This window comes from Paenibacillus sabuli, from assembly GCF_014705605.1.
GTDB classification, from domain to species: Bacteria; Bacillota; Bacilli; order Paenibacillales; family Paenibacillaceae; genus Paenibacillus_D; species Paenibacillus_D sabuli.
Genome location: NZ_JACXIZ010000037.1, coordinates 12,537 through 33,527, shown reverse-complemented (window position 1 = coordinate 33,527; position 20,991 = coordinate 12,537). Strand labels below are relative to the sequence as shown.

14 protein-coding genes are annotated in these 20,991 nt (G+C 60.0%); 1 reads left to right on the top strand and 13 read right to left on the bottom strand.

All coding sequences use genetic code 11. The annotated features are described in order from the left end of the window. Positions 1-34: 34 nt before the first annotated feature. From IDH44_RS19675 to IDH44_RS27455, 5 genes are all read right to left on the bottom strand, one after another. Positions 35-1,666 carry an extracellular solute-binding protein gene (locus tag IDH44_RS19675; RefSeq protein ID WP_190920533.1) on the bottom strand — a complete coding sequence of 544 codons (1,632 nt, stop codon included), beginning with the start codon at positions 1,664-1,666 and terminating at the stop codon, positions 35-37. A gap of 93 nt (positions 1,667-1,759) precedes the next feature. Continuing rightward, positions 1,760-2,647, bottom strand: a complete 888-nt coding sequence (locus IDH44_RS19670; RefSeq protein WP_190920532.1) for a carbohydrate ABC transporter permease — start codon at positions 2,645-2,647, stop codon at positions 1,760-1,762. Positions 2,648-2,661: 14 nt separating this feature from the next. Next, positions 2,662-3,582 carry an ABC transporter permease gene (locus IDH44_RS19665; RefSeq protein ID WP_223869851.1) on the bottom strand — a complete coding sequence of 307 codons (921 nt, stop codon included), beginning with the start codon at positions 3,580-3,582 and terminating at the stop codon, positions 2,662-2,664. A gap of 13 nt (positions 3,583-3,595) precedes the next feature. After that, complete coding sequence (locus tag IDH44_RS19660; protein WP_190920531.1) at positions 3,596-4,618, bottom strand: LacI family DNA-binding transcriptional regulator; 1,023 nt, start codon at positions 4,616-4,618, stop codon at positions 3,596-3,598. A 310-nt stretch (positions 4,619-4,928) separates the two neighbouring features. Beyond that, a complete protein-coding gene (locus IDH44_RS27455) occupies positions 4,929-5,432 on the bottom strand; it encodes a DUF4082 domain-containing protein (RefSeq protein ID WP_223869857.1) in 504 nt (167 codons plus the stop codon). Positions 5,433-6,008: 576 nt separating this feature from the next. Here IDH44_RS27455 and IDH44_RS27020 point away from each other — a divergent pair. Beyond that, positions 6,009-6,143: a hypothetical protein gene (locus IDH44_RS27020; protein WP_263364398.1), complete on the top strand. Its 135-nt coding sequence runs from the start codon at positions 6,009-6,011 to the stop codon at positions 6,141-6,143. 282 nt (positions 6,144-6,425) lie between these two features. Here the strand turns inward: IDH44_RS27020 and IDH44_RS19650 are convergent, their stop codons facing one another. The 8 genes from IDH44_RS19650 to IDH44_RS19615 form a co-directional block, all read right to left on the bottom strand. Continuing rightward, positions 6,426-8,480: a heparinase II/III family protein gene (locus tag IDH44_RS19650; RefSeq protein WP_190920529.1), complete on the bottom strand. Its 2,055-nt coding sequence runs from the start codon at positions 8,478-8,480 to the stop codon at positions 6,426-6,428. Positions 8,481-8,644: 164 nt separating this feature from the next. Beyond that, positions 8,645-12,097 (bottom strand): right-handed parallel beta-helix repeat-containing protein, encoded by a 3,453-nt coding sequence (locus IDH44_RS19645; RefSeq protein WP_190920528.1) that lies wholly within the window; start codon positions 12,095-12,097, stop codon positions 8,645-8,647. Between the two features lie 219 nt (positions 12,098-12,316). Next, complete coding sequence (locus IDH44_RS19640) at positions 12,317-13,894, bottom strand: ABC transporter substrate-binding protein (protein WP_190920527.1); 1,578 nt, start codon at positions 13,892-13,894, stop codon at positions 12,317-12,319. Positions 13,895-14,016: 122 nt separating this feature from the next. After that, positions 14,017-15,429: an FAD-dependent oxidoreductase gene (locus IDH44_RS19635; RefSeq protein WP_190920526.1), complete on the bottom strand. Its 1,413-nt coding sequence runs from the start codon at positions 15,427-15,429 to the stop codon at positions 14,017-14,019. Between the two features lie 104 nt (positions 15,430-15,533). Continuing rightward, positions 15,534-17,396, bottom strand: coding sequence for a sensor histidine kinase (locus IDH44_RS19630; protein WP_190920525.1), 1,863 nt, complete (start codon positions 17,394-17,396; stop codon positions 15,534-15,536). 6 nt (positions 17,397-17,402) lie between these two features. After that, positions 17,403-19,007, bottom strand: coding sequence for a response regulator (locus tag IDH44_RS19625; protein WP_190920524.1), 1,605 nt, complete (start codon positions 19,005-19,007; stop codon positions 17,403-17,405). 122 nt (positions 19,008-19,129) lie between these two features. After that, complete coding sequence (locus IDH44_RS19620; RefSeq protein WP_190920523.1) at positions 19,130-20,026, bottom strand: carbohydrate ABC transporter permease; 897 nt, start codon at positions 20,024-20,026, stop codon at positions 19,130-19,132. Positions 20,027-20,054: 28 nt separating this feature from the next. Further along, the gene (locus tag IDH44_RS19615; protein ID WP_190920522.1) at positions 20,055-20,960 is read right to left on the bottom strand and encodes an ABC transporter permease; all 906 of its coding nucleotides are present in this window, start codon (positions 20,958-20,960) and stop codon (positions 20,055-20,057) included. Positions 20,961-20,991 lie beyond the last annotated feature (31 nt).

The window sequence follows — 20,991 nt, the reverse complement described above, 5'->3', positions numbered from 1 at the left end:
TGAATTTGCATGGCTTCTCCATCACCCATTTTCGTTATTGATTATCCTGAAAGCGCTGCTCGGCCTCATTGACAATTTCCACAAGCTCTTCGCCGCCGCGACTGTTGATGGACGTAACGAACTGATCGAATTCGCTCAAAGGACGACTGCCGGAGAGGAACTTGTTCAACTCCACTTTCGAGAAGTCGTTGATGTCCTGATTGATTTCTTTGATCCGCTCGCCTTCCTCCGGCGTGTACGGGGGTTCAACCGGAATATCTTTGATGGCGGGACTGTCGACATACATTTCATGAATCGCTTCCGGGCTCAGACTATCGGGCGAAGAAGCGCGGAATCGGTCAGCCGCCGCAGACAGCCAGGAGGGCGATAAGGACAAGTTCCCCACTCCAAAGTCCGATTGCAGCGCATAAAAAGGATCGTCCTTCTTCGTGTACTCATCAATGACAGCCTGCGTCCACTGCGGTTCGCCATTTTCGTCGATCGTATATTGCTCGCCTTCAATGCCGTAATTGGTAGCCAGCGTACCTTCTTCGCTATACAGCCAATTCCAGAACTGAATGGCCAATTCGGGATTTTCTACATTTCGACTAATTCCGAATTGGTGAAAATAATGGTCAGGTTGTTTGTAGTTTTGCTTTTCACCATCCCAGTTTTCCAGAATCGGGATCGGCTCGAAGCGTGCATCCGGGTCAATTTGTTGCAAGGGACCGTTGACCTGATTCATGAAAACCGGATTGTCATAAAAGAATAGATATTTGCCGCTGGACAACCCCTCTAGCCAGGATTGCGTGTCCACCAGCAAAAACTCATTGTCCAGCAATTGCTCTTCGTACAGCTTGTTGTAGAACGTAAGTGCGCGTTTGTACGATTCTTTGGTGCGGCCTAACTGCCACTCCTTGTCATCCGTTTGATACAAATTATAGTACGCGCCCATGCTGGGCAACGGGCTAAGAATATCAAACAGGACGCGGTTGTCCCCTCTGGCGCCGTACGGAATCGCATTGGGGTAAGCTTCTTTCAATTGTTTCAGCACTTCGTAAAGCTCATCCCACGTTGTCGGAACGTCCAGTTGCTGTTCTTCCAGCAGATCCATGCGAATGATCGGCAGCGTGCCTTTTTCATAGTTGACGTCGCGACGAATCATCGGCAGCGTGTAGATGTCGTTGTCAATCATGGTGCGTTTCAGATCTTCGATTGTGTCGTAATCTTCCTGAATAATCGGCGCATGCTCCGCAATCAGCTCGCGCATCGGGAGCAAAGCGCCGGTTTCGTATATTTCCATCGGGTCCGCGCCCCACAATTTAAAGAAATCCGGCAGTTGACCTGATGCCAATAACGTATTCATTTTGGTCGGATAGTCCGCACCGGGAATGACCATAATGTCAAGCTTGATTCCCGTTTTTTCTGTAATAGCCTGAAACGCCGGCGCGTTCGGATCAATGGGCTGCAGCGGATTTTCCGGCAGCGCGATGGTGTAGGTTACCTCTTCGTCCGTCAGCTTTCCTTCGGCCGAATTGCTTTCGCCTGTCGTTCCGGCAGTGTTGTTCGTTTCACCTGATTGCTCGGCATCGGTATTTCCCCCTGAATTTCCCGAGTTGCTGCAGCCAGCCAGCAAGGCAATGCTTATGAGTGTAATGACGGCGAACACGTACACATTCTTTTTCAATGTTTTAACCTCCCACAAATCCGGTTTCTGTTTTGTTCCTGCTGTTTTGCGGATGTTTACCCCTGGCAATCTTTCAATTCTAAAGTGAATCGCTTAGCCTTTTATGGAGCCGATCATCACCCCCTTCTCGAAGTATCGGATGATGAACGGATAAATGACCATCACCGGCAGCGCGGCGCTAATGATCAACGCGTATTTGATTGATTTCTCGGACATTGCCGCGCTCTCCACCTGACTTTGACTCATCGCGTTGCTGATGTCTGCCGTCTGCCCCTCGATTACGATATTGCGCACAAACAATTGAATCGGATAGTTCTCCTTTTCCGTCAAGAAGATGAGCGGCGGCAAAAACGAATTCCATTGGGCCACGGCATAAAACAGAATGAGCGTGGCGAGGATCGGCGTGGAAAGCGGCAATATGATTTTCCAGAAAATATAGATATCATTGGCGCCGTCGATATAGGCCGATTCGGTCAAAGCAAACGGCAGCGATTGAAAAAATGATTTCATGATGACCAGGTAGAACACATTGATGGCAGTCGGCAAGACGATCGCCCAGATGCTGTTGATCATGCCCAGATTGGAGACCAGCAGAAATAACGGAATCAACCCGCCGTTAAAAAACATCGTAAATACGAACAACTTGATAAATATTCCTCTTCCGAAAAAATCCGGACGAGACAAGGGATACGCGCAGAGCGCAGTCATCACCATGTTAATGAGCGTACCTACGACCATATAGAGAAACGAATTTTCAAAGCCTACCAAAATCATAGGATCCTTTAAAATGGACTGGTAGGCCGCAAATGAAGGCGCAACCGGCAACAGATTGACACTGCCAGTCATTACGGCCGTATTGCCGCTGATCGATACAATAAACATGTAATAGAACGGATACACCATGGCCAACGAAATCAGAATCATCAGCAGGATGTTAAATCCGTCAAATAATCTTGAGGGCAAGCTTTTTTGAGCGACCATCGCCAGGCTCCTTTCTACCAGATACTTGAACCGCCGAACCTTTTGGACAATTGATTGGCAGCCACGAGAAAGCAGAGATTAATAATGGAGTTGAAAAATCCGACAGCCGTAGCGTAGCTGTATTGAAATCCTTCCAGCCCTTTTCGAAACACATAAGTTGAAATGACGTCTGCCGTTTCGTAAATTTGCGGGTTTTGCAGCAGCAGTACCTTTTCAAATGATAAATCCAGAATATTCCCAATATTCAGAATAAACATAATGACAATCGTCGAAGCAATGGCCGGCAGCGTGACATGAATGACCTGGTGCCAGCGATTCGCACCGTCGATGACGGCAGCCTCAATTTGTTCCGGGTCTACGCCCGAAATGGCCGCCAAATAGATAATCGAACTCCAGCCGAGCGTCTGCCAGATTTCACTGGTGACAAAAATGGTCCGGAACCATTCTTCCTGCAACAAATAAGAAATTGGCGCAAAGCCAAATATCCCGGTAATACCGTTGATCAACCCATCCACTTTAACGAAAGTCACGACCATCGAAACAACAACAACCATGGAGATAAAATGTGGCAAATAACTCAAGCTTTGCACGGTTTTTTTAAACCATTTTTTCCGAATTTCGTTTATCAAAAGCGCAAACAGTATGGGGATTGGAAAGCCGAACAACAGCAGGTAGAAACCTAGCAAAAACGTGTTTTTCAAAAGCATGACAAAGTTTTCGTCCATAAAAAACTTTTGAAAATGCTTGAATCCCACCCAATCGCTTCCCAGCATCCCATCGTAGATTTTGAAATCTTTAAAAGCAATGATTAAGCCATACATCGGCAAGTACTTGAAAACGATCAAGTAGACAAATGGCAAAAGCATCATGGCATACAAGTATTTCGATCGTTTCAAGTTTCTTGCGATGTAGGCCATCCTTGATTGATTAACCATCGTGTTTACCACCTCAAGTCTGTTTCATATCTCCACAGGTTTGACGCACAACCAGATGGGATTCAAATTTTCTGGCGACAGGCGCTTCAATTTGGTTGGTCATCAGTCCGTCCATTAATTCCAAGCATGCGAGCGCCATCTCTTCAACCGGCAAGTGGACCGTGGTCAACGGAGGGATGGAAAACTTGGAAGCGACTTCATCATCGTGACCGACAATTTCCATATCAATCGGGATACGGACTCCAGCCTCATAGAACGCGTACAAACTTCCAATGGCCATTTGATCGCTCAAAAAGAAAATCGCGTCAGGCCGCTCGCCCATGGCTGCTATTTTTTTCCCACCGCGATATCCTCCCTCTTCGGAATACTCTTCTTGAACATTATAGGCCTCTCGAATTTCGAGTCCCAATTCCTTGCATCCGTCAAAAAAACCTTGACTCCTCGATTGAATAGCCGCCGAAGACACAATCGGCATCATGATACCGACGCTGCGATGTCCGCGCGAAGCAAACAATTCGGCAATCGTTCGCCCGGTCCTGTAATCGTCGACATTTACCGAACAATATTTTTCGGAGTTTCGAAGATACAACACCGTGGGGACATTGATTTCCGCGCTTTCCAGATAACGCTCGTCTTCCATCGTGGAATTGGCAATGATCGCCCCGTTAAAGCGCGTTCCGGTCAGAAGACTGGTTTCCTTGTGAATCTGAGCGCCGACATACGGTTGAATCAAAATTTCATAGTCGTCTTTGTAACCGCTTAACGCGACCTGCAGGCCATTCAAATAACGGGCAATTAACTGGGAGCGCGTGTCAGCCGTCCAAAACAAGGCAATGACCGGCTTAATGGTCTCGCCCCTCGTCCGCAAGCGACGGGCGGAAATATTCGGGCGATAGCCGAGATTTTGCGCGGCATCCATGATGCGCTGTTGCGTGTCAGTTGAAATTCGATAATGCGTGCCCTTTCCATTTAACACAACCGACACCGTACTTTGCGATACCTTGGCCAATTGGGCAATCTCTTTAATACTCGCCAAGCACTCTCCCCCTTCCAGGATAAAACTTTTGATGAATTACTTTGCTAAATTTTTTGCTGAACCACCATGCTAAATCGTTGTGCTAAATCGTTGTGCTAAATCGTTTTTTCTAAGTTGAAATGATTGTATCAGGTTCTAATCCCATCGTCAATGAATTTCGGGGAATTCGTGATTTACATCTTTTCTCTTTTCTATCCTTTCAAAAAAGAAAGCCGCGGCCAAAGGCCGCGGCTTAATGCTTCTGAGTATTGTGACGGTCAATCGGGAACGAACAAGATGTCCCGCAAGTAATTATGATTCTGATACACATTCACAGGCCGGGTTCCGTCCTTCGGTCCCCAGACCCCGGAGCCTGCGTACCAGTACAAGAAATTGTTGACCGTCCCGCCGCCGCCGAATCCGCCCAGGTCAACCGCGTAGTTGCGGCCGGAATCCGTGCCGGTCGAAATAACGATCGTATAGTCATAGCCCGGCGAGATCGCAACTGGCGTGATCTCCTTCGTAATCCAGGCGTCATTGCCGGTATAGGTCCAGGTGCGAGGTCCACGACAGCGCCGGTCGTATTGTTGAACAAATAACAGGCATGATCCCCGGATTCGCTGCTGCCCGCATAGACGCGCAATCCCGTGATGCTTCCGGGCACTGTCGTATAGAACACGGTGCCCAGATTATAATCCGTGCTGTCGGCATTTACCGGAAAGCCGGTGTGCCGTCGCCCTCCCACCGTACACACTTGGAAAGGCGCAATCGATGCGGAGTCAACCCGGCCGTATGCAGCAGGATCGGTCCCGCTGCCATAATTGTCGATACCCATGCGGACATTGCCCGCCATCGTCACGGTAAAGTGCAAGAACGTGGTCGCCCACTCCACTTCCCCCATTCGCGCTCCTGCAACCGCCATTTTGGCGGCTACATGCTCCGCTTCCCCCGGCTGGCACCCCTGCAAGCGCCATTTTGGCGGCTACATGCTCCACTTCCCCCGTTCGCGCTCCTGCAACCGCCATTTTGGCGGCTACATGCTCCACTTCCCCCGTTCGCGCTCCTGCAGCCGCCATTTTGGCGGCTACACGCTCCGCTTCCCTCGGCTGCACCCCTGCAACCGCCAATTTGGCGGCTACATGCTCCACTTCCCCCGTTCGCGCTCCTGCAACCGCCATTTTGGCGGCTACACGCTCCGCTTCCCTCGGCTGCACCCCTGCAACCGCCAATTTGGCGGCTACATGCTCCGCTTCCCCGTTCGCGCTCCTGCAACCGCCATTTTGGCGGTTACACGCTCCGCTTCTCCCGGCCGCGCTCCTGCAGCCGCCATTTTGGCGGCTACACGCTCCGCTTCCCCCGGCTGGCACCCCTGCAAGCGCCAGCAAGACCCTGAATGTGTGAGGGGCAATCTTTGAAAACTAACGACGACATGGGCCGCAACGAGGCGTGGGCGGCGGCGCTGATCCGGGAGAAGGCGATGTTGGCGGAGCCTGGCGACGGGGACGGCAGAGCTAGACGTACCGCAACGACGAACCTGGCAGAATGAAGCAGGCAAGGATGAGGCATGCCGTCGTTGCCGCCGTTATCATTGCAGATCGAGAAGCATCGTGACCGCCTTTCGGAACCACATTCTGCGCACCTCTTGCCTGGTACATCGTGCATCAACTCCGCCACTGTAGGATTCAAGTGTGTCAGGCCTCCCTGAGACATCTCCTATGGAACCACGGCGGCGCGGGCAGCGTCTATATACAATAATTTGGACTAAACAAAAAGCCGCTGGTCCCAGTCGGGACGCGGCTTTTTTGTCACTGCTTCAAAACAAGGGCTGTCAGCGGGAAGTCGGCTCGAAGCAGACTTCCCAGCGCAGGAAGCGCTGGGGCGTACGCGCGCGCAGCACGATGCGCCAATACATCCGCTCCCCTGCGGAGCTCGCAATCTCGCACGGCTCGACGCGCCACTGCCAGAGAGAGGCGTCGTAGCGCATCGCCAACTTGTCCAGCATGAGCCGGCCCGGCGCTTCTTCGACCGGCTCCGCGGCGCTGATCAGCACCTCCTCGAAGCATCCGGGCGGGGCCGTGAAGCTCGCCTCGTCGGTCACCCGGAGCGAGAAGGCCTCGCGCGCTTCGCCGGTCTCCCAGATAAAGGCGCGCTGCAGCCGCTCCAAGGAAGGGCATGGATAAGCGGGGGTCAGGTCGAGCGCAAACAAGGTGCGGGCGCGCGACGACTCGTGCCTCAGCACTTCGGCACGGAATTGCGGGCCGTAGCCTTGGCGGATGCCGTCGACAATCGGCACCGAGTGCCCGTGCGAGCCGGCGGTGAGCGATTCGTACCGGTGCTTCGGCTCGAAGTATTGCCGGGTATACGCTCCTGCCCCCAGGTCGGCCAGCAGACTGCGGCCGCGCCAGTGCAGGATGAAGTGGCCGACGTCATTGTGATTGTGCGGCTCGCCGTTGGTGCCGCCCTTGGCGGCGAAGGCCGCCAGCTCGCCGCCCGATCGCCGCTTAGCGATCACCCACCCGATGCCGGCAAAATAAGCGCGGCTGTCGTCCGGCTCAAGCCGATCCGCGGCGGGATCTGCGCCTGCGAGCGCGCCCCAGGCGAGCTCGCGGACGAGCTGCGGCCAGTTGCCGCTGAGCCGCGCCGGCGCTTCGGCCTGAGCGGCGGTCGCAGCAGTCTCGGCGGTTGTGGCGGTTGTGGCGGTTGTGGCGGTTGTGGCGGTTGTGGCGGTTGTGGCGGTCGCGGCCCGGCGGACGATCGCCGCTTCGCCGGATTCGACCGCCCCGGCATAGCCCGCGGCAGCCAGTCCAGCAACCGCCGGACCGTGCAGCCGCTGCAGCAGGCCGAGCAGCAGACGCGGCCGCTCCGCCGCGTCTGAGAAATTGACCGTCGCCCCCTCGCTCAGCAGACAGGTCAGCGGGAAGGCGGCGATCGCCTCCAGCTTGGCGCCCTCCAGCAGCCGGATGCGCCCGCCGGTGCGGCGCTCGAGCAGCTCCGCCAGGCTCGTATAGGCGCCGAAGCCGAATTGCCAGTAGCTGATCCCCTCGGCTGTGCCGCCCTGCTCGTCGAAGCCGCCGATGTAGCTGCGCAGCGCGCCCAGCGCCCGCCACAGCATGCCCGCCAGCCGCTCGCTGTCCTCCACCCAATAGAGCGCCGCAATCGCCGACGACGAGGCGCAGACGGCCGGCCAATTATTGTGCTTGAGCTCCCAATTCTGCGGACGCGGATCGCCCCACCAGACGGCGAATACGCGCCGCTCCGTCTCCTCGCGCACGCGCGCGCGCACCCACGGGTGCAGCGCATCCTCCAGATGACGGACGATCTCTGCCAGGGCCAGCGCCGTCTCCGCTGCGAACAGGTCGACCGTCTCGCGCGGCGGAGCGGGCTGATCCCAGATGCCCTCCGGGTAGCTGGCGGCATATAGCCCGACATGGGCGGGAACAACCCAGGTGTATTCGTCGCAGATCGCCCAGATCACCTCCTCCAGCGCGGGCAGCCAGCGCTGCGGCCGCGCGTCGCACAGCGCCAGCAGCGCCAGCACCGTCAGCCGGCGGCGGCGGGCGAAGTAGGCGCGCTCGTAGGCGCTCCGGTCGCCGTCGCGGCCGAAGCGGAGAAAATCGGCGAAGCGCAGCGGCTCTTCGGGCTCGCCGAGCAGCCCCTCGCCTTCCTGCCGCAGCGCTTCGCACAGCGACGGCTGGGCATCCAGGCCGGCGCGCAGCCGCCCGGGCAGCCAATCCGTCGCCAAGCGGCCGTCCGCCGTTCGGCCATCCTGGCCGGACTGCGCCCCCGCTTCTTCTTCGCATGTGGTCGTCTGACCTCCTTCCGCACCGCGCTCCAGCGCCTCCTTCAGCTCGCGATAGGTCAAGTTGTATAGCGGCATTTCCATAGCCTGTTTGCGCTCCTTTCGGATCGGCCGTCCGCGGCCGATCGACGTGCAGGCCCCCGCCTGCCGGATGGCAGGACGGGGGCCGCGTCACTTCGGGATGATTATCGTATCATTCGCGCGCCATATAATAGGCCCAGATCATAGGCACAGGTCGCGCTTAGCGCTTATTGGCGCACGAGCACCGGCTGCGTCAGCACGGCGCCAGTCGCTTCCGACGAGTGAGAGAATAATGACAACCCGCCCAGCAGCTCGCTATTGTCCATGTCCACCTCAACCTGCGCCGCCTGCTGCCATTGGCCATCCTGGCGCACATAGGCGGTGAACAGATCGCCCTGCTTCGTCAGCTTGAGCTCGGCCGGATAGGACAGAGTCGGTCCGGATGCATAGCTGGACGCCCCATCTTCGCTCGTGCGGTACACGAATCGCGTCTTCCCGCCGGGCAACACGCGGAAGTTCACATGCTGCGCGCCCGCAGCATCGGTATCGCGGAACATCAGCCCGACCGAAGCGTCCTTGTGCGTGTCGATCAGCGACTCCGCCGTGAAGGTCAGCTCCAGCGTCTCCGCAGGCTGCACATTCGCGATCGTCTGGGCCGCATAGGTGAACGAATCCGCCATTCCCCAGATATCTGCGCCGTTGCTCACCATCGACCACTCCGCGCCGTCCGCCGCGACGAAGCCATCCGCATTGCCGTATTGGTATACGTCCCAGGGCGCAGGCGGCGCTGAGACGCCGTCCGGGCGCACGATCACGTACTTGACCGTGCTCGCTGTGACGCCATCCAGCGTCACGCTGGCTGTCAAGCCCGCTACGCCTTCGCTCAGCGCTGTCAAGAGTCCCGTGCTATCCACCGTGGCAATCGACGCATCCAACGTGCCGTAGGTAATCTGCGCCGCCGACAGATCGGCGGGGCTGCCATCCGCCAACTCGCCGTACACACTGAGCTGCACCGTGCTCCCCACGATCGGCTGCGGCGCGGCCGGCCCCAGCTCGATCGACGCGAGGAAGGCGTTGGCGACGTACAACGTTGCGCTCGCCTGGCGCTGCACACCGCCCAGCTCGCCGCTCGCCGTCAGCACTGCGTCGCCTGTCCCGACCGTGGTGACCGCCCCGTTCGCATCGATCGTTGCGACCGCTGGGTCGGAGCTGCTGTATTGCAAGCTGTCGTACAACCCGGCATAGCGCCCTGAGCGCGTCTCGCCCGCCGCCCACAAGCGCAGCGATTCGCCCGGCGTCGTGTGCGTGGTCGGCGCGAACAGCAGCAGGCGCGCCAGCGGATCGTCCGCCAGCTTGCCTCGCAGCGCGTCTGCATAGCGGGTCAACGCAGCCTTGGCCGCGGCGTCGATATGACTCTGCATATTGGATTGTGTCAGATGCTGGTCGAAGCTGTCGAGCTCACTCAGCACCCCTGCCTCGTCGCCGTCCGCCAGCTCGCTCGCCATCTGCTGTACTGCCGTAGCGAGCAGACCGGCGAGCGGGTCTCGGACAGCGCCGCTCGCTTCGTGCACATCCAGCTCATGTTCCAAATTCGCCAGCCGCTGGGCCGGCGTGCCGATGCCGATCATGCCGAACGGGATCGGCTCGAAGTCTGGTAGCTCGCTCAGCACCTGTGCGCTTGGCGCCAATGACAAGTCGCCGTTCGCCAGATCGACGAAGCCGGGATCGCTCGTCGTCCTCCAGTTCGGGCCGATCGTGCCGCCCGCCGCAGCCGCGCTGTTGATTGACAACTCCTGTGTATTGTAGACCACATTGTTCGCCACCGTATTGTAGAGCGGCGAACAAGGACTGTCGCTCAGCGTCGTCGTCAGCTGCGGATAGCGGGACGCCCACGGCTCATCTTGATAAGGCATCGCCTCGAGTCGGGTGACCATGACGCCGCCCGCCTGACAGGTGTCGCTCCAGCCGCCGAGCCCGCGCGCGTCGAGCGTCATCGAGCGATTGCTGTCCAGCATCATGTTGTTGACGATCAGGTTGCTGCGGCCGCCGCCGATCAGCATGCCGCGGTCCGAATTCTGAATAATATTGCCGTACACCGTCGTGCCGCTGGCCATGTCGTCGAGATAGATGCCGATCTGGCCCACGCCCTGCGCATAGCCCTGCAGGTCGTGCAGATAGTTGTAGCGGATGACGTTGCCCTGCTCCGACCAGTCCCGACCCATGTAGATCGCGCCGGCGTCGCTTGTCTCCAGCAGCACGTCGTGAATATCGTTATACTCCACGATATGATCGTTGCCCTTGAGTCGAATCGCCATATGGGGGGCGTCGTACATCTCATTGTGCGCGACGCGGTTGCCGACGCCGACGATGTCGACAGCCGGGCTATAGGTTGCCTTGAGACGGCTGTAATTCGAGAATTCGCTGTCGATGACCTCATGCTCGCCAGGTGTCAGCGTGATGCGGTCGCCGCCCTTCAGGGACACCCCGCCGACGCCGGTATTGTACACCCGGTTCGCAGCGAAGCTGTGGCGCTGACCGCCATCGATCTTTACAGCGAAGCCGCCCAGATTGCGGAAGGTGGAACCTGTAATGATATTGTCCGCGCCGCCGTTCATCTCGATGCCCGAGCCGCGTCCGGCCTCGATCGTCAGCCCTTCGAATGTCACATGCGATACGTCCTGCATCGTGATCAGCGGATCATCCAGCAGCGACAGTCGCACCGCGCTCGAGGCGAAGCCGGTCGGCGGTTGCAGGTAGAGCACGCCGCTCGTGCGGTCCAGGTACCATTCGCCCGCGCGATCCAGCTCCTCGAGCACATTGTAGTAATAATAGCGCTGACCGCTCTTGACCGTATAATGGCTCGGCTGCGCCGTCTCGATCCGGTTCGTCGCCGCGTCCAGCGTAGCGATTCGCAGATTGCCGTCCGCCCAGTCGATCGCCCAATAGCCGTACATCCACACGTCCGACAGATCGGCCCAGTTCTCTGGCCGCTCGTCAAGATACTCAAAGATCGCGCCGCGGTCCGGCGTTTCGCCCACACGCGGATTCGAGCCGGGGTCGTCGACCGTACCGATCAACTCGTAGCCGCTGTTGGGCCAGCGCGCAATCGTCTGCGGCGCATCGTCCACGAATAGCTCCGGCGGCGGCGGGACAGTAGGTATGCCGAAACCGTATCGTTCGATGCTACCATAATCGGTGACGCCGAGCGCCGCCAGATCGAGCTCCAGCACCTGCGCGCCGCCGTCCGGCAGCCGGGCCGCAATCGCCGGATCACTCACCGCTGCGAAGTCACCCGGATCGAGCTCGATGCCGCCGATGAGACTGACCGCTTCGTCGTCATACGCGCCGTAGACGATCGGCGAGCCGGACGCGCCTGAGTCCTGGGCCGCGAGCGCGAAGCTCTCGTCCAAGCTGTAAGCGCCTTCTCGCAATTCGACACGGACGCCTCCGGCTGGCAATCCGGAACCGGTCTTCAGCGCGCGGATCGCGTCGCGCGCGCCGTCCAGCGTCGCCAGCGGATCGCCGATCGTGCCGGACCCGCTGTCGTCGCCGTCCGGGGCGACGTAGAGCACCGCGCCCGGCGGATCGGCAGCCGCGGTCCGGGCATTGAGCCCGGCCGGGAGTACGGGGGCGGCCACAGCTGCCGCCAGCAGCAAAGGAATTAAGCGAAATCGTTTCATAATTGTGCCTCCTTTGTTTAACGAAACCGAGTTGGGCGCCTAATGAGGCATCCACCGTTTCGCCTTGTTTCGCCTTGTTTCGCCTTGTTTCGCCTTGTTTCGCCTTGTTTCGCCTTGTTTCGCCTTACAAGTTAGGGAGTATAGGTCCATCGCCTATACTTCCTAACTTTCGCGAAACGAAACGCACTTTACAGCCTAACAGGCATCCTCAGTTTCGTCCTATTCTTGCTTTTCCACGCCTTTCTCTTGCAAATATGCGTCAATCTGCTCCTGCAACACGCGCTTCACCTTGTCGCCGCCGGCCTGCTTGATGCGCTCCAGCTTCTCCGTTCGCATTTCCTCTAGTGGACGCGGCGAGAATTCGTATAGCTTGTATTCTGTGCTAATCGCGCTGATCTGGGCGATTTCCGTCCGCACCTCCTGCAGATCCGGCTTGAAGCCGACGAGCGGATGCACGACCGCCTGATCGTGCACGTCCAGAATATAGTCGTTCCAGCCCTCGGGATCGAGCTGCGTCTCGTACGCCATGAACGTGTTGCCCACCGCCCACTTCGGCATTGAGTAGGGGTGCTGCGCCGAATCGGGCTTTTGACCAAAATCGGTCAGCTCGATTCGATTGTCATTCACGACCGTGTAATGCTCGCCTTCGATGCCGTGCACGAGCAACCGATACAGGTCCTTGCCCTTCTCCGTATGCATCAGCTCGAGGAACTGCATCGCGCGCTCGGGATGCTCCGATTGCCGGGCGATAGCCGTATTGGTGGCGCTGTCCAGGCGAGAGATATAGAATTTTTCCTCTAATGGGATGACGTCGATCGGGAATCCGGCGTTCGCCGTCTCCTTTTCGCTCTGTCCCTTGAAATTCTCGTGGAACCAGGCGATATAGCCGTCCTCCTTGCCCTCGTCCTGACGCCGGTTGGTATTGCTCAGAATATCCTCGCGGATAAAGCCCATCTCCTGCCACTGCCGCTGCATCTGCTGTTCGAGGATTTTCTCCGGCAGTTCGTCGAGCAGCTGTACCGTGTAGGTCTTGTCGTCGACCGGCACGACAAAAGGACTGGCAATTTTGACGCCGGCGTTGATGTTTGGCCAGATCGCGTCGCTGATGCCCTTCTGAATCTTGCCCGCTTCCTTGATCTTGCTGAAGTATTCGGTCAGCACATCGTAGGAAGCCTGGTCGAGCGGACGCCCTTCCCGCGCCAGGAACACCTGCTCCGCCTTGTCGCGGTCGAGATACGCGTCGGCCAAGGCCGTGGGCGTGCGCATCCCGATGCGCGTCTCCGTCATCTGCTGATAGTTCGGAATCGCGTACAGCTCGCCGTCGACGCGGGTCATGTCGAGCACCCAGTCCGGTATGACATCCAGGATGCCCGGCGCTTCAGCCTCCACCAGTTCGTCGAGCGGCAGATACGCGCCTTTGCGCACCTCATCGGCCAGCGACAACACGAAGCCCGTCCACACGAGATCGGCTTGCTCCTGCGAGGCTGAGATTAACTGCCAGCGCTCCTTGAATTCGCCGAACGGGATGACTTCGAATTCCACCTTTGTGTTCGGCAAGTACTCCTGCAAGCGCTCGTTGAACAGCGCCCACACCTTGTCGGAATCGCGCTGCTTGCCCGGGCCGCCCATAATCCACTTCAGCGTGACCGGCTCCGCGTCCGCTGTCCCCGAACCCGTCTCCCCAGCCTCGCTGCCGTTGCTGCCGTTGCCTGCAGTGCCGGCATTGCCGCTGCAGGCAGCAAGCAGCAACAGCAGCGCCAGCAGTAGGATATTCCAGCTCCGTCGATTCTTGTTCATGGTCCCGTATCCCCCTCTTTACAATTGACTCAGTCCATCAGAAGCGCTTCTAATTGTATTGTAAGGGCTTTCTTTTGTGCATTTCAATTCCAATGAATTGATATTGCGTACGCGATCTGTACTTATTGACGCATCGCTTGGCGCATCGCGGCGCGGACATCCGCGCCGTCCAGGCAGGCCGGCTCGACCTGCCGCTGCGCCGCCATCGCCGCTGCGACGCCCGCGGCCTCGCCGAGCGGCACCGCATTGCCGGTGACGCGGTACGACGCGTGCGCATGGAAGTCGCCGCTGATGCAGCGTCCGGCCATGAGCAGATTGGCGATATCGGCCGCGACGAGGCTGCGGTACGGGATATCGTAAGGCTGCGCCTGCACCTGCTGCCGCGCATCCTCGCCCTCGCGCTCCGGGCCGAGCGCGTGCACATCGACCGGCAGCGTCGCCCGGCATACCGCGTCGGGGAAGCGGCTGCCCGCAATCAGGTCGTCCCTGGTTACCGTGTAGCGCCCCCGCAGCCGCCGGCCCTCGCGCAGGCCGAGCTGCTGCGCGGTCGCGACGAGCCGCAGCCGCTCCCAGCCCGCCGTGCGCGCCAGCGCCTGCACGGCGTCGCGCAGCTCCGCGCGCGCTTCCCGCGTCGCGTGCGAGATCGCCCACGGATCGTCGCAGCGCACGCCGTACTGATGATTGAGCATCAGCGTCGCCATCCCCGGCTGCGGCAGGCGGAAGAGCACCGGGCGCTTGTAGCTCGGCGCATAGCCGCCGGCCGCGATCCGCGCATACAGCGCCTCCTTGTGCGGCCGCACGAGCGTGCTCTCCTGCTCGTCCGGGACGCCGCTGACGATCGCCAGGAGCGTCGAGGGCTGCACTTGGCCGCTCTCCGGATGCCCCATCTCGTACGCCGCGCCCGCCAGTGCGCCGAGATCGCCGCTGCCGGTGCAATCGATGAATTGCCGTCCGGTATAGGCGGCTCGTCCGCCGAAGCCCTCCACCAGCACCGCCTCGATGGCGGCGGCGCGCGCAGATGCGGCGCGCTCCGCCCGAGCGCGGCTGCCGGTGCGCGGCCCTCCTTCATCGCGCAGGTCTCGCTCGTCCGCCCCCCGCGCCGTGCCTGTCGCGACGCCCCCCTGCATCGCCGCCGCGACGACGCGCGCATGCAGCAGCACGTCGACGCCGGAATCGCGGCACAGCGCGTCGAGTACGGTCTTCATCGCCTCGGCGTCGTACGTATAGTCGGCCGTCCCGTCATAGGCCGAGCCCGCCGAGGGGTGGGGCTCGGGCCGGTAGGCGTCCGCCGCCTGCAGGCGGGCTACAATTGTCTCCAATACGCCGCCCTTGTCCGCACTGTCCATGACGTACGACAGCAGCCCGGCGGTCCAGACGCCGCCGAGGCAGCCGCCGGCCTCGATCAGCAGCGTGCGCGCACCCTGGCAGGCGGCCCCGAGCGCCGCGCCGATCCCCGCCGGTCCGCCGCCGCAGACGATCACCTCATAGTCGGCGCGCGCCTCGTGGCGGCGCGCCGGTTCCTCGATCCATCTCATTGCGCTTCTCCTCCTTTTCATGGCACTTTTTCACCGCGCTTCTAGAGTGTAGCGCAATTGGGGCTTCCGGGATCGTGCACAATTTGCAGATCCGGTGCGCATATTTAACCGATTCGCGAGGCGTCCCCAGGCTCTGGACGATCCGGGCGATCCGGCCGCTCCAGGCCGGGCACCTGCTCGCCGACCGGCAACGCCGGGAAGCGCAGCTCCACGACGAGACCGCCGCCGTCCCGCTGCCGCACGCAGACGCCTGCCGCCGGGCCATATACGAGCCGCAGCCTCTGGCTCACATTGCCGAGCCCGATATGCGCGCTGAGCAGCCCCTCGTCCGCGCGCAGACGGCGATTCAGCGCCTCCAGCCGCTCCGGCGGCAGACCCGCGCCGTCATCGCTGACCTCGAAGCGGATCATGTCTTCCCTCAGCCATCCTCGCACGGTGATGCGGCCGCGCATGCGCCGCGGCCGCAGCCCGTGCGCGACGGCGTTCTCGACGAGCGGCTGCAGCACGAGCTGCACGGTCTGGTAGCCGAGCAGCCCCTCGTCCGCGCCGATGTCGAATTCAATCTCCGGGCAGCGCCGGCGCATGATCCCGACGTACTGCCGGACGTGCTCCAATTCGGTGCCGATGTCGACGAGCGGATCGTCCGCTTGCATGCGGATGCGCATCAGCGCCGACAGCGCCTGCACCATATCCGTCACCGCATTGGGGCGGCCGGTCAGCTCCAGCGCCGACCACTGGATGCTATCCAGCGTGTTGCTGAGGAAGTGCGGCGAGATCTGAGCCTGCAGGGCGACCGTCTGCGCCCGGGTGAGCAGCCGCATCCGCTCCTGCAGCTCCCGCTCGGTCGCGCGCTGGGACTGCATGCTGCCGGCGACGCGGTCGCCGATGTCGTGCAGCTCGTCGCGCGCCCGTCCCGCCGGTCCGCCGCGCTGACGCAGCCAGCGCTCCGGATCTTCGAGGATCGCCAGGATGCGGCGCAGCGGCGCGTAGGTGCGGACCGAGATCAGCAGCACGACCGCCAGCAGCGCTGCGCCGGTGATCGCCGCTACCACGAGGAAGTAACGGCCGACCGTCTCCGTACGCTCGGCGAAGTGCGTGAGCGGCAGCACCGAGGCGTAGGTCCAGGGGTAGCGCGTCGAGGGCACCGCGGAGATGACCAGCTTGCTGCCGTCGATCGCGCGGACGCGGGAGCCCTCTTGGGCCGCATCGATGTCCGCCAGCGCCGGCTGGTCCGCATAGGCGCTCATCAGCAGCTCGGGATTGTTGTTGTACAGGACGCGACCGTCCGTGCCGAGGACGAACAGATTCTCGGCGATTGTCTGACCGAGCCCGTCAAACAGCTCGCCGAGCCGCTGCGCGTCGATATTGATAATCACGGCGCCGGAGACGTCCCCTCCGACCGGTCCCCCCGGCCGTACGAGCGAGATGAGGTACGGGTAGCTGCCGTATTTGGTACGATACAGCGTCCACGGCGTATCGCCTGTACGATCGCGGTAACTCTGCAGCCAGCTCGCGTCGTTGAATTCGCCAGCTCTGGCATTGTTGCTATTGGAGATGACATAATCGTTGCGCTCCGAATAGATGTAGATCGAATCGATGTATTCGTAGGTGTGGGTGAGCAGCGTGATGGATTGATAGATGCTCTTGGTGCCGGCTTGAAAATAACGCGTATAGGCCGGGACCTCGAAGAAGGTCTGTACTTCGGGGAGAAGCGTGAGCTTGGTCGCCATGCGCTCCGCTTCATTCACGATATTGTCCGCCAGCTCGCGCACGCGCTGCAGCGAGTTCAGATTGATCTGGCCGATCTCCTCCTGCAGCAGCTGGCGGTTGTACTTGTTGATCGCCACGAGCAGCCCGGTGAACGGCAGCAGCATGAGCAGCAGGATCAACAGCAGATTGCGCACGAACAAGCTGTTCAGCTTGTAACGACGGAGCGCATGGCGCAGTCCCCGCTCTTTATCGTCCAATTGGCCTCACCCGCTTTCACTCGTCATTCGGCTGTACGCGCCCGGCGTGTAGCCGGTTGCCTGCTTGAACACCTTCGTGAAATATTTGCTGCTTCGGTAGCCGACGATCTCGCTCACCTCGTACGACTTGTAGCGGCCGGAGCGCAGCAGCTCCTTTGCTTTTTCGACCCGCACGCGCGTCAAGTAATCGATGAAGTTGATCCCCATCTCCTGCTTGAACAAGCGGCTGAAGTAGACCGGATTCAAAAACACCTGATCGGCCACGCCGTCCAGATTGAGGTCCTCCGCGTAATGTTCGTGCAGATAGGCCTTGACCTTGGCGAACAGCTTGGCATACGGCGTCTCCTGCCCGCTGCGCAGGCGCGCGGCGATCTCCTCCAGCACGCGCGCGCTCCAGGCCCGCACCGCGGCGTGATCCGGCAGCCGCAGGAGCTGGCCGTAATCGAGCATGCCGCCGGACAGCGCGCCCGCCTGCTCGCCCCATTCGGCCATGTGGCCGGAGATGAGCGCGAACAGATCGATCGCCAGCCGCTGCACCGTCGAGACGGGCAGCTCCTCCATCTCGTCGAACAGCGTCTCCAGCAGCTCGGCCGCCGCCGCGTAGTGGCCGTCGTACAGCTTGGAGACGAGCAGCTTGCAGCGCTGCAGCAGCCGCTCGTATTCCCGCGGACGCAAGCGCGCCGTGCCATCCTCCGCCGGCGCGCCGCCCGGCTCCAGCTGCAAGGGGCGCAGCTCCTGCGCCGCCTGCAGCAAGGTATGGTAGCTGGCCTCGCGGTCGAGCCGCAGCCGCAGGCCGTAGAGCTGGCGTAGCTCCGCCTCCAGCCGCTCCAGCATGGCCTGCAGTTGATCCGCATCGCCCTGGTCCCTCCCGGCGACCTCGCCCAGCGCCATCAGGTGGAGCTGCTCGCCGCTGCGCATGAGCGCGCAGCACGGCAGGCCGCTTTCCTCCTGCAAGGCTGCCTCCACATACTCGATAGCGCTTTCACAAATGCGCGGCCACCCGCTCCGCTGCTCGCCGCCGCGCTCGCCCGGCTCTAGAATCAGCCGCACGACGTCCAGGCTGTACCGACCAGGGTCCTCCGCCAGCTCGAGCAGCCGCAGCCGCTCGCCGAGCCGCTCGACGCTGTGCCGCAGCGCGCCGAGCGTCAGATCGGTAAAAAATTGCGCCCGCAAGAGCGGCAGCAGCTCGGCGTAACGCCGCCGCTCCTGCTCGCGGGCCTGCGCGCGCGACGCCTGCTCGTCCAACTGCTCCGTCAGTGCCACGAACACGCGCTCGATCTCCTCGAAGTTGATCGGCTTGAGCAGGTAGTGCCTTACATTGTACTGCATTGCCGTCTTGGCATACTCGAAGTTCTGGTGGCCGCTCAGGATCACGACGCTGGTCTCCGGATGATGCTGCTGAATATGGCGGGCCAGCTCGATGCCGGTCATCTCGGCCATATCGACATCGGTCAGCACCACGTCGACCGGATGATGCGCCATGTACGCCGCCGCCTCGCGACCGTCGGCGAAGCAGCCCGCCACCCGCAGCCGGTAGTGCTGCCACGGGATCGAGCGCGACAGTCCCTTCAGGATGACCGCTTCGTCGTCGCAGATAATGAGATTGTACAAGCCTGCCCCTCCTCCCGAGTCTCCAAGCTTTCGTATGACGCGCTCCCTTTCTTCGACGGGCAAGCGCGCGCTCCTGTCTGTTTGTTATTCAGTGTACCACAGCGCCGTCCGCGGTAAAATCCCTACCCCTTGACGCTGCCGATCGTCAAGCCGCGGGCAAAATACTTCTGAAAAAACGGAAACACGACCAGCAGCGGCCCCGCCGCCACAATCGCCAGCGCGAAGCGCACCGTCTCCGTCGGCACCGTGAACGCGCCAAGATCAATGCCTGCCGGTGCCTCCGTCGCCATCTGGCGAATGAATTCGGCCTCCATTAATATTTTTTGCAGCAAATATTGCAGCGTGTACAGTTGCTGATCGCGGATATAAATAAGTGCGATGAACCATTCGTTCCAGCGTCCCAGCACGCCGAGCAGCGCCAGCGTCGCGAGCACCGGCTTGGACAGCGGCAGAATCATGCGGAAGTAGATCCGCAGCTCATTCGCGCCATCCATCTTGGCCGACTCGATAATCGCTTGCGGCAGTCCCTGAAAGAAGGTGCGGAAGATGATGATGTGAAACGCATTGGCCAGTGTCGGCAAAATATACACCCATACCGTGTCGCCGAGCTTGAGATACTGCGTGATCAAAATGTAACTCGGAATCAGACCGCCGCCAAACAGCATCGTGAAGAAAATATAGAATGTAATCGGCCCGCGCCAGCGAAACGATTGCCGCGACAGCGGGTATGCGCACAGCGACATCACGAACACGCTCAAAAATGTGCCCAGCGCAGCCTGAAACGCGGTGACCGCATAAGCGCTCATGATCTGCGATGGATTTTGAAAGACGACTTTGTACGCCGTCAAGTCGAACGGGATCGGCAGCAAGCTGTAGCCGCCGCCGAGCACCCGCTCCTCGCTCGTCAGCGATATGGAAATGACCAGAATAAAAGGAATCAAGAAACTCAAACTGAACAGCACGAAAAACAGATGCACCCCTAGTGTCGACGCCGTCAAGCGCCTGCGAATCGCCGGCATACGCACTCACTCCTCACTAAATTGTGGTCTAAAACAGGGCGTTCTCGGGCCGCAGCCGCCGCACAATCGCATTGACGAGCAGGATGAGCGCGAGTCCGACGACCGATTGGAAAAGACCCACCGCCGCCGTAATGCCCAGATCGCCCTGCCGCAGACCGCGAAACACATACGTGTCGATGATGTCCGTCGTCGAATAGAGCATGCCGACATCGCGCGGAATCTGGTAGAAGAGGCCAAAGTCGCCGCGAAAGACATCGCCGATTGCCAAAATCGTCAGGATCGTCATGACCGGGACGAGCGACGGAATCGAGATCGCCTTGGTCTGCTGCCATTTGCCCGCTCCGTCAATGCGTGCCGCCTCATACAGCTCGGGATCGACGCCCATCAGCGCCGCATAGTAAATAATCGAGCTGAGGCCGACCCCCTTCCACAGATTGGCCGCGGTCAGGATATACGGCCAGTATGCCGGGTCCGCATACCAGTCGACCGGAGCCTGCCCGAAGAAATCCCGCAGTTGATTGAACAGACCGAGCGATGGATTAAAAAGCGTGTACGTGATGTAGCCGACGAGCACCCAGGAGAGAAAGGTCGGAAAAATCATCGTCGTCTGGTAGAACTTGAGCGCCAGCCGGCTGCGCACCTCGTACAGCAGCAGCGCAATCGCCGCCGCTCCGGCCGTACCGACCGCGATGAACAGCAGGCTGTAGCCGACCGTATTGCGCGTGATGCGCCAGGCGTCGTTGGAGGAGAAAAAAAATTCGAAATTGGCAAAGCCGATCCACTCGCTGCCGAGTACGCCGAGGTGGTACTTAAAATCCTTGAATGCCATGATGATGCCGAACATCGGCACATAGTGAAAGATGAAAAAATAAAGGATCGCAGGCAGCGCCAGCGCGAGCAGCATCAGATGATCTTTGAATACATGCCTTCCCATGAAGCGGTCCCCCTCTGCATAAAAATAGCGG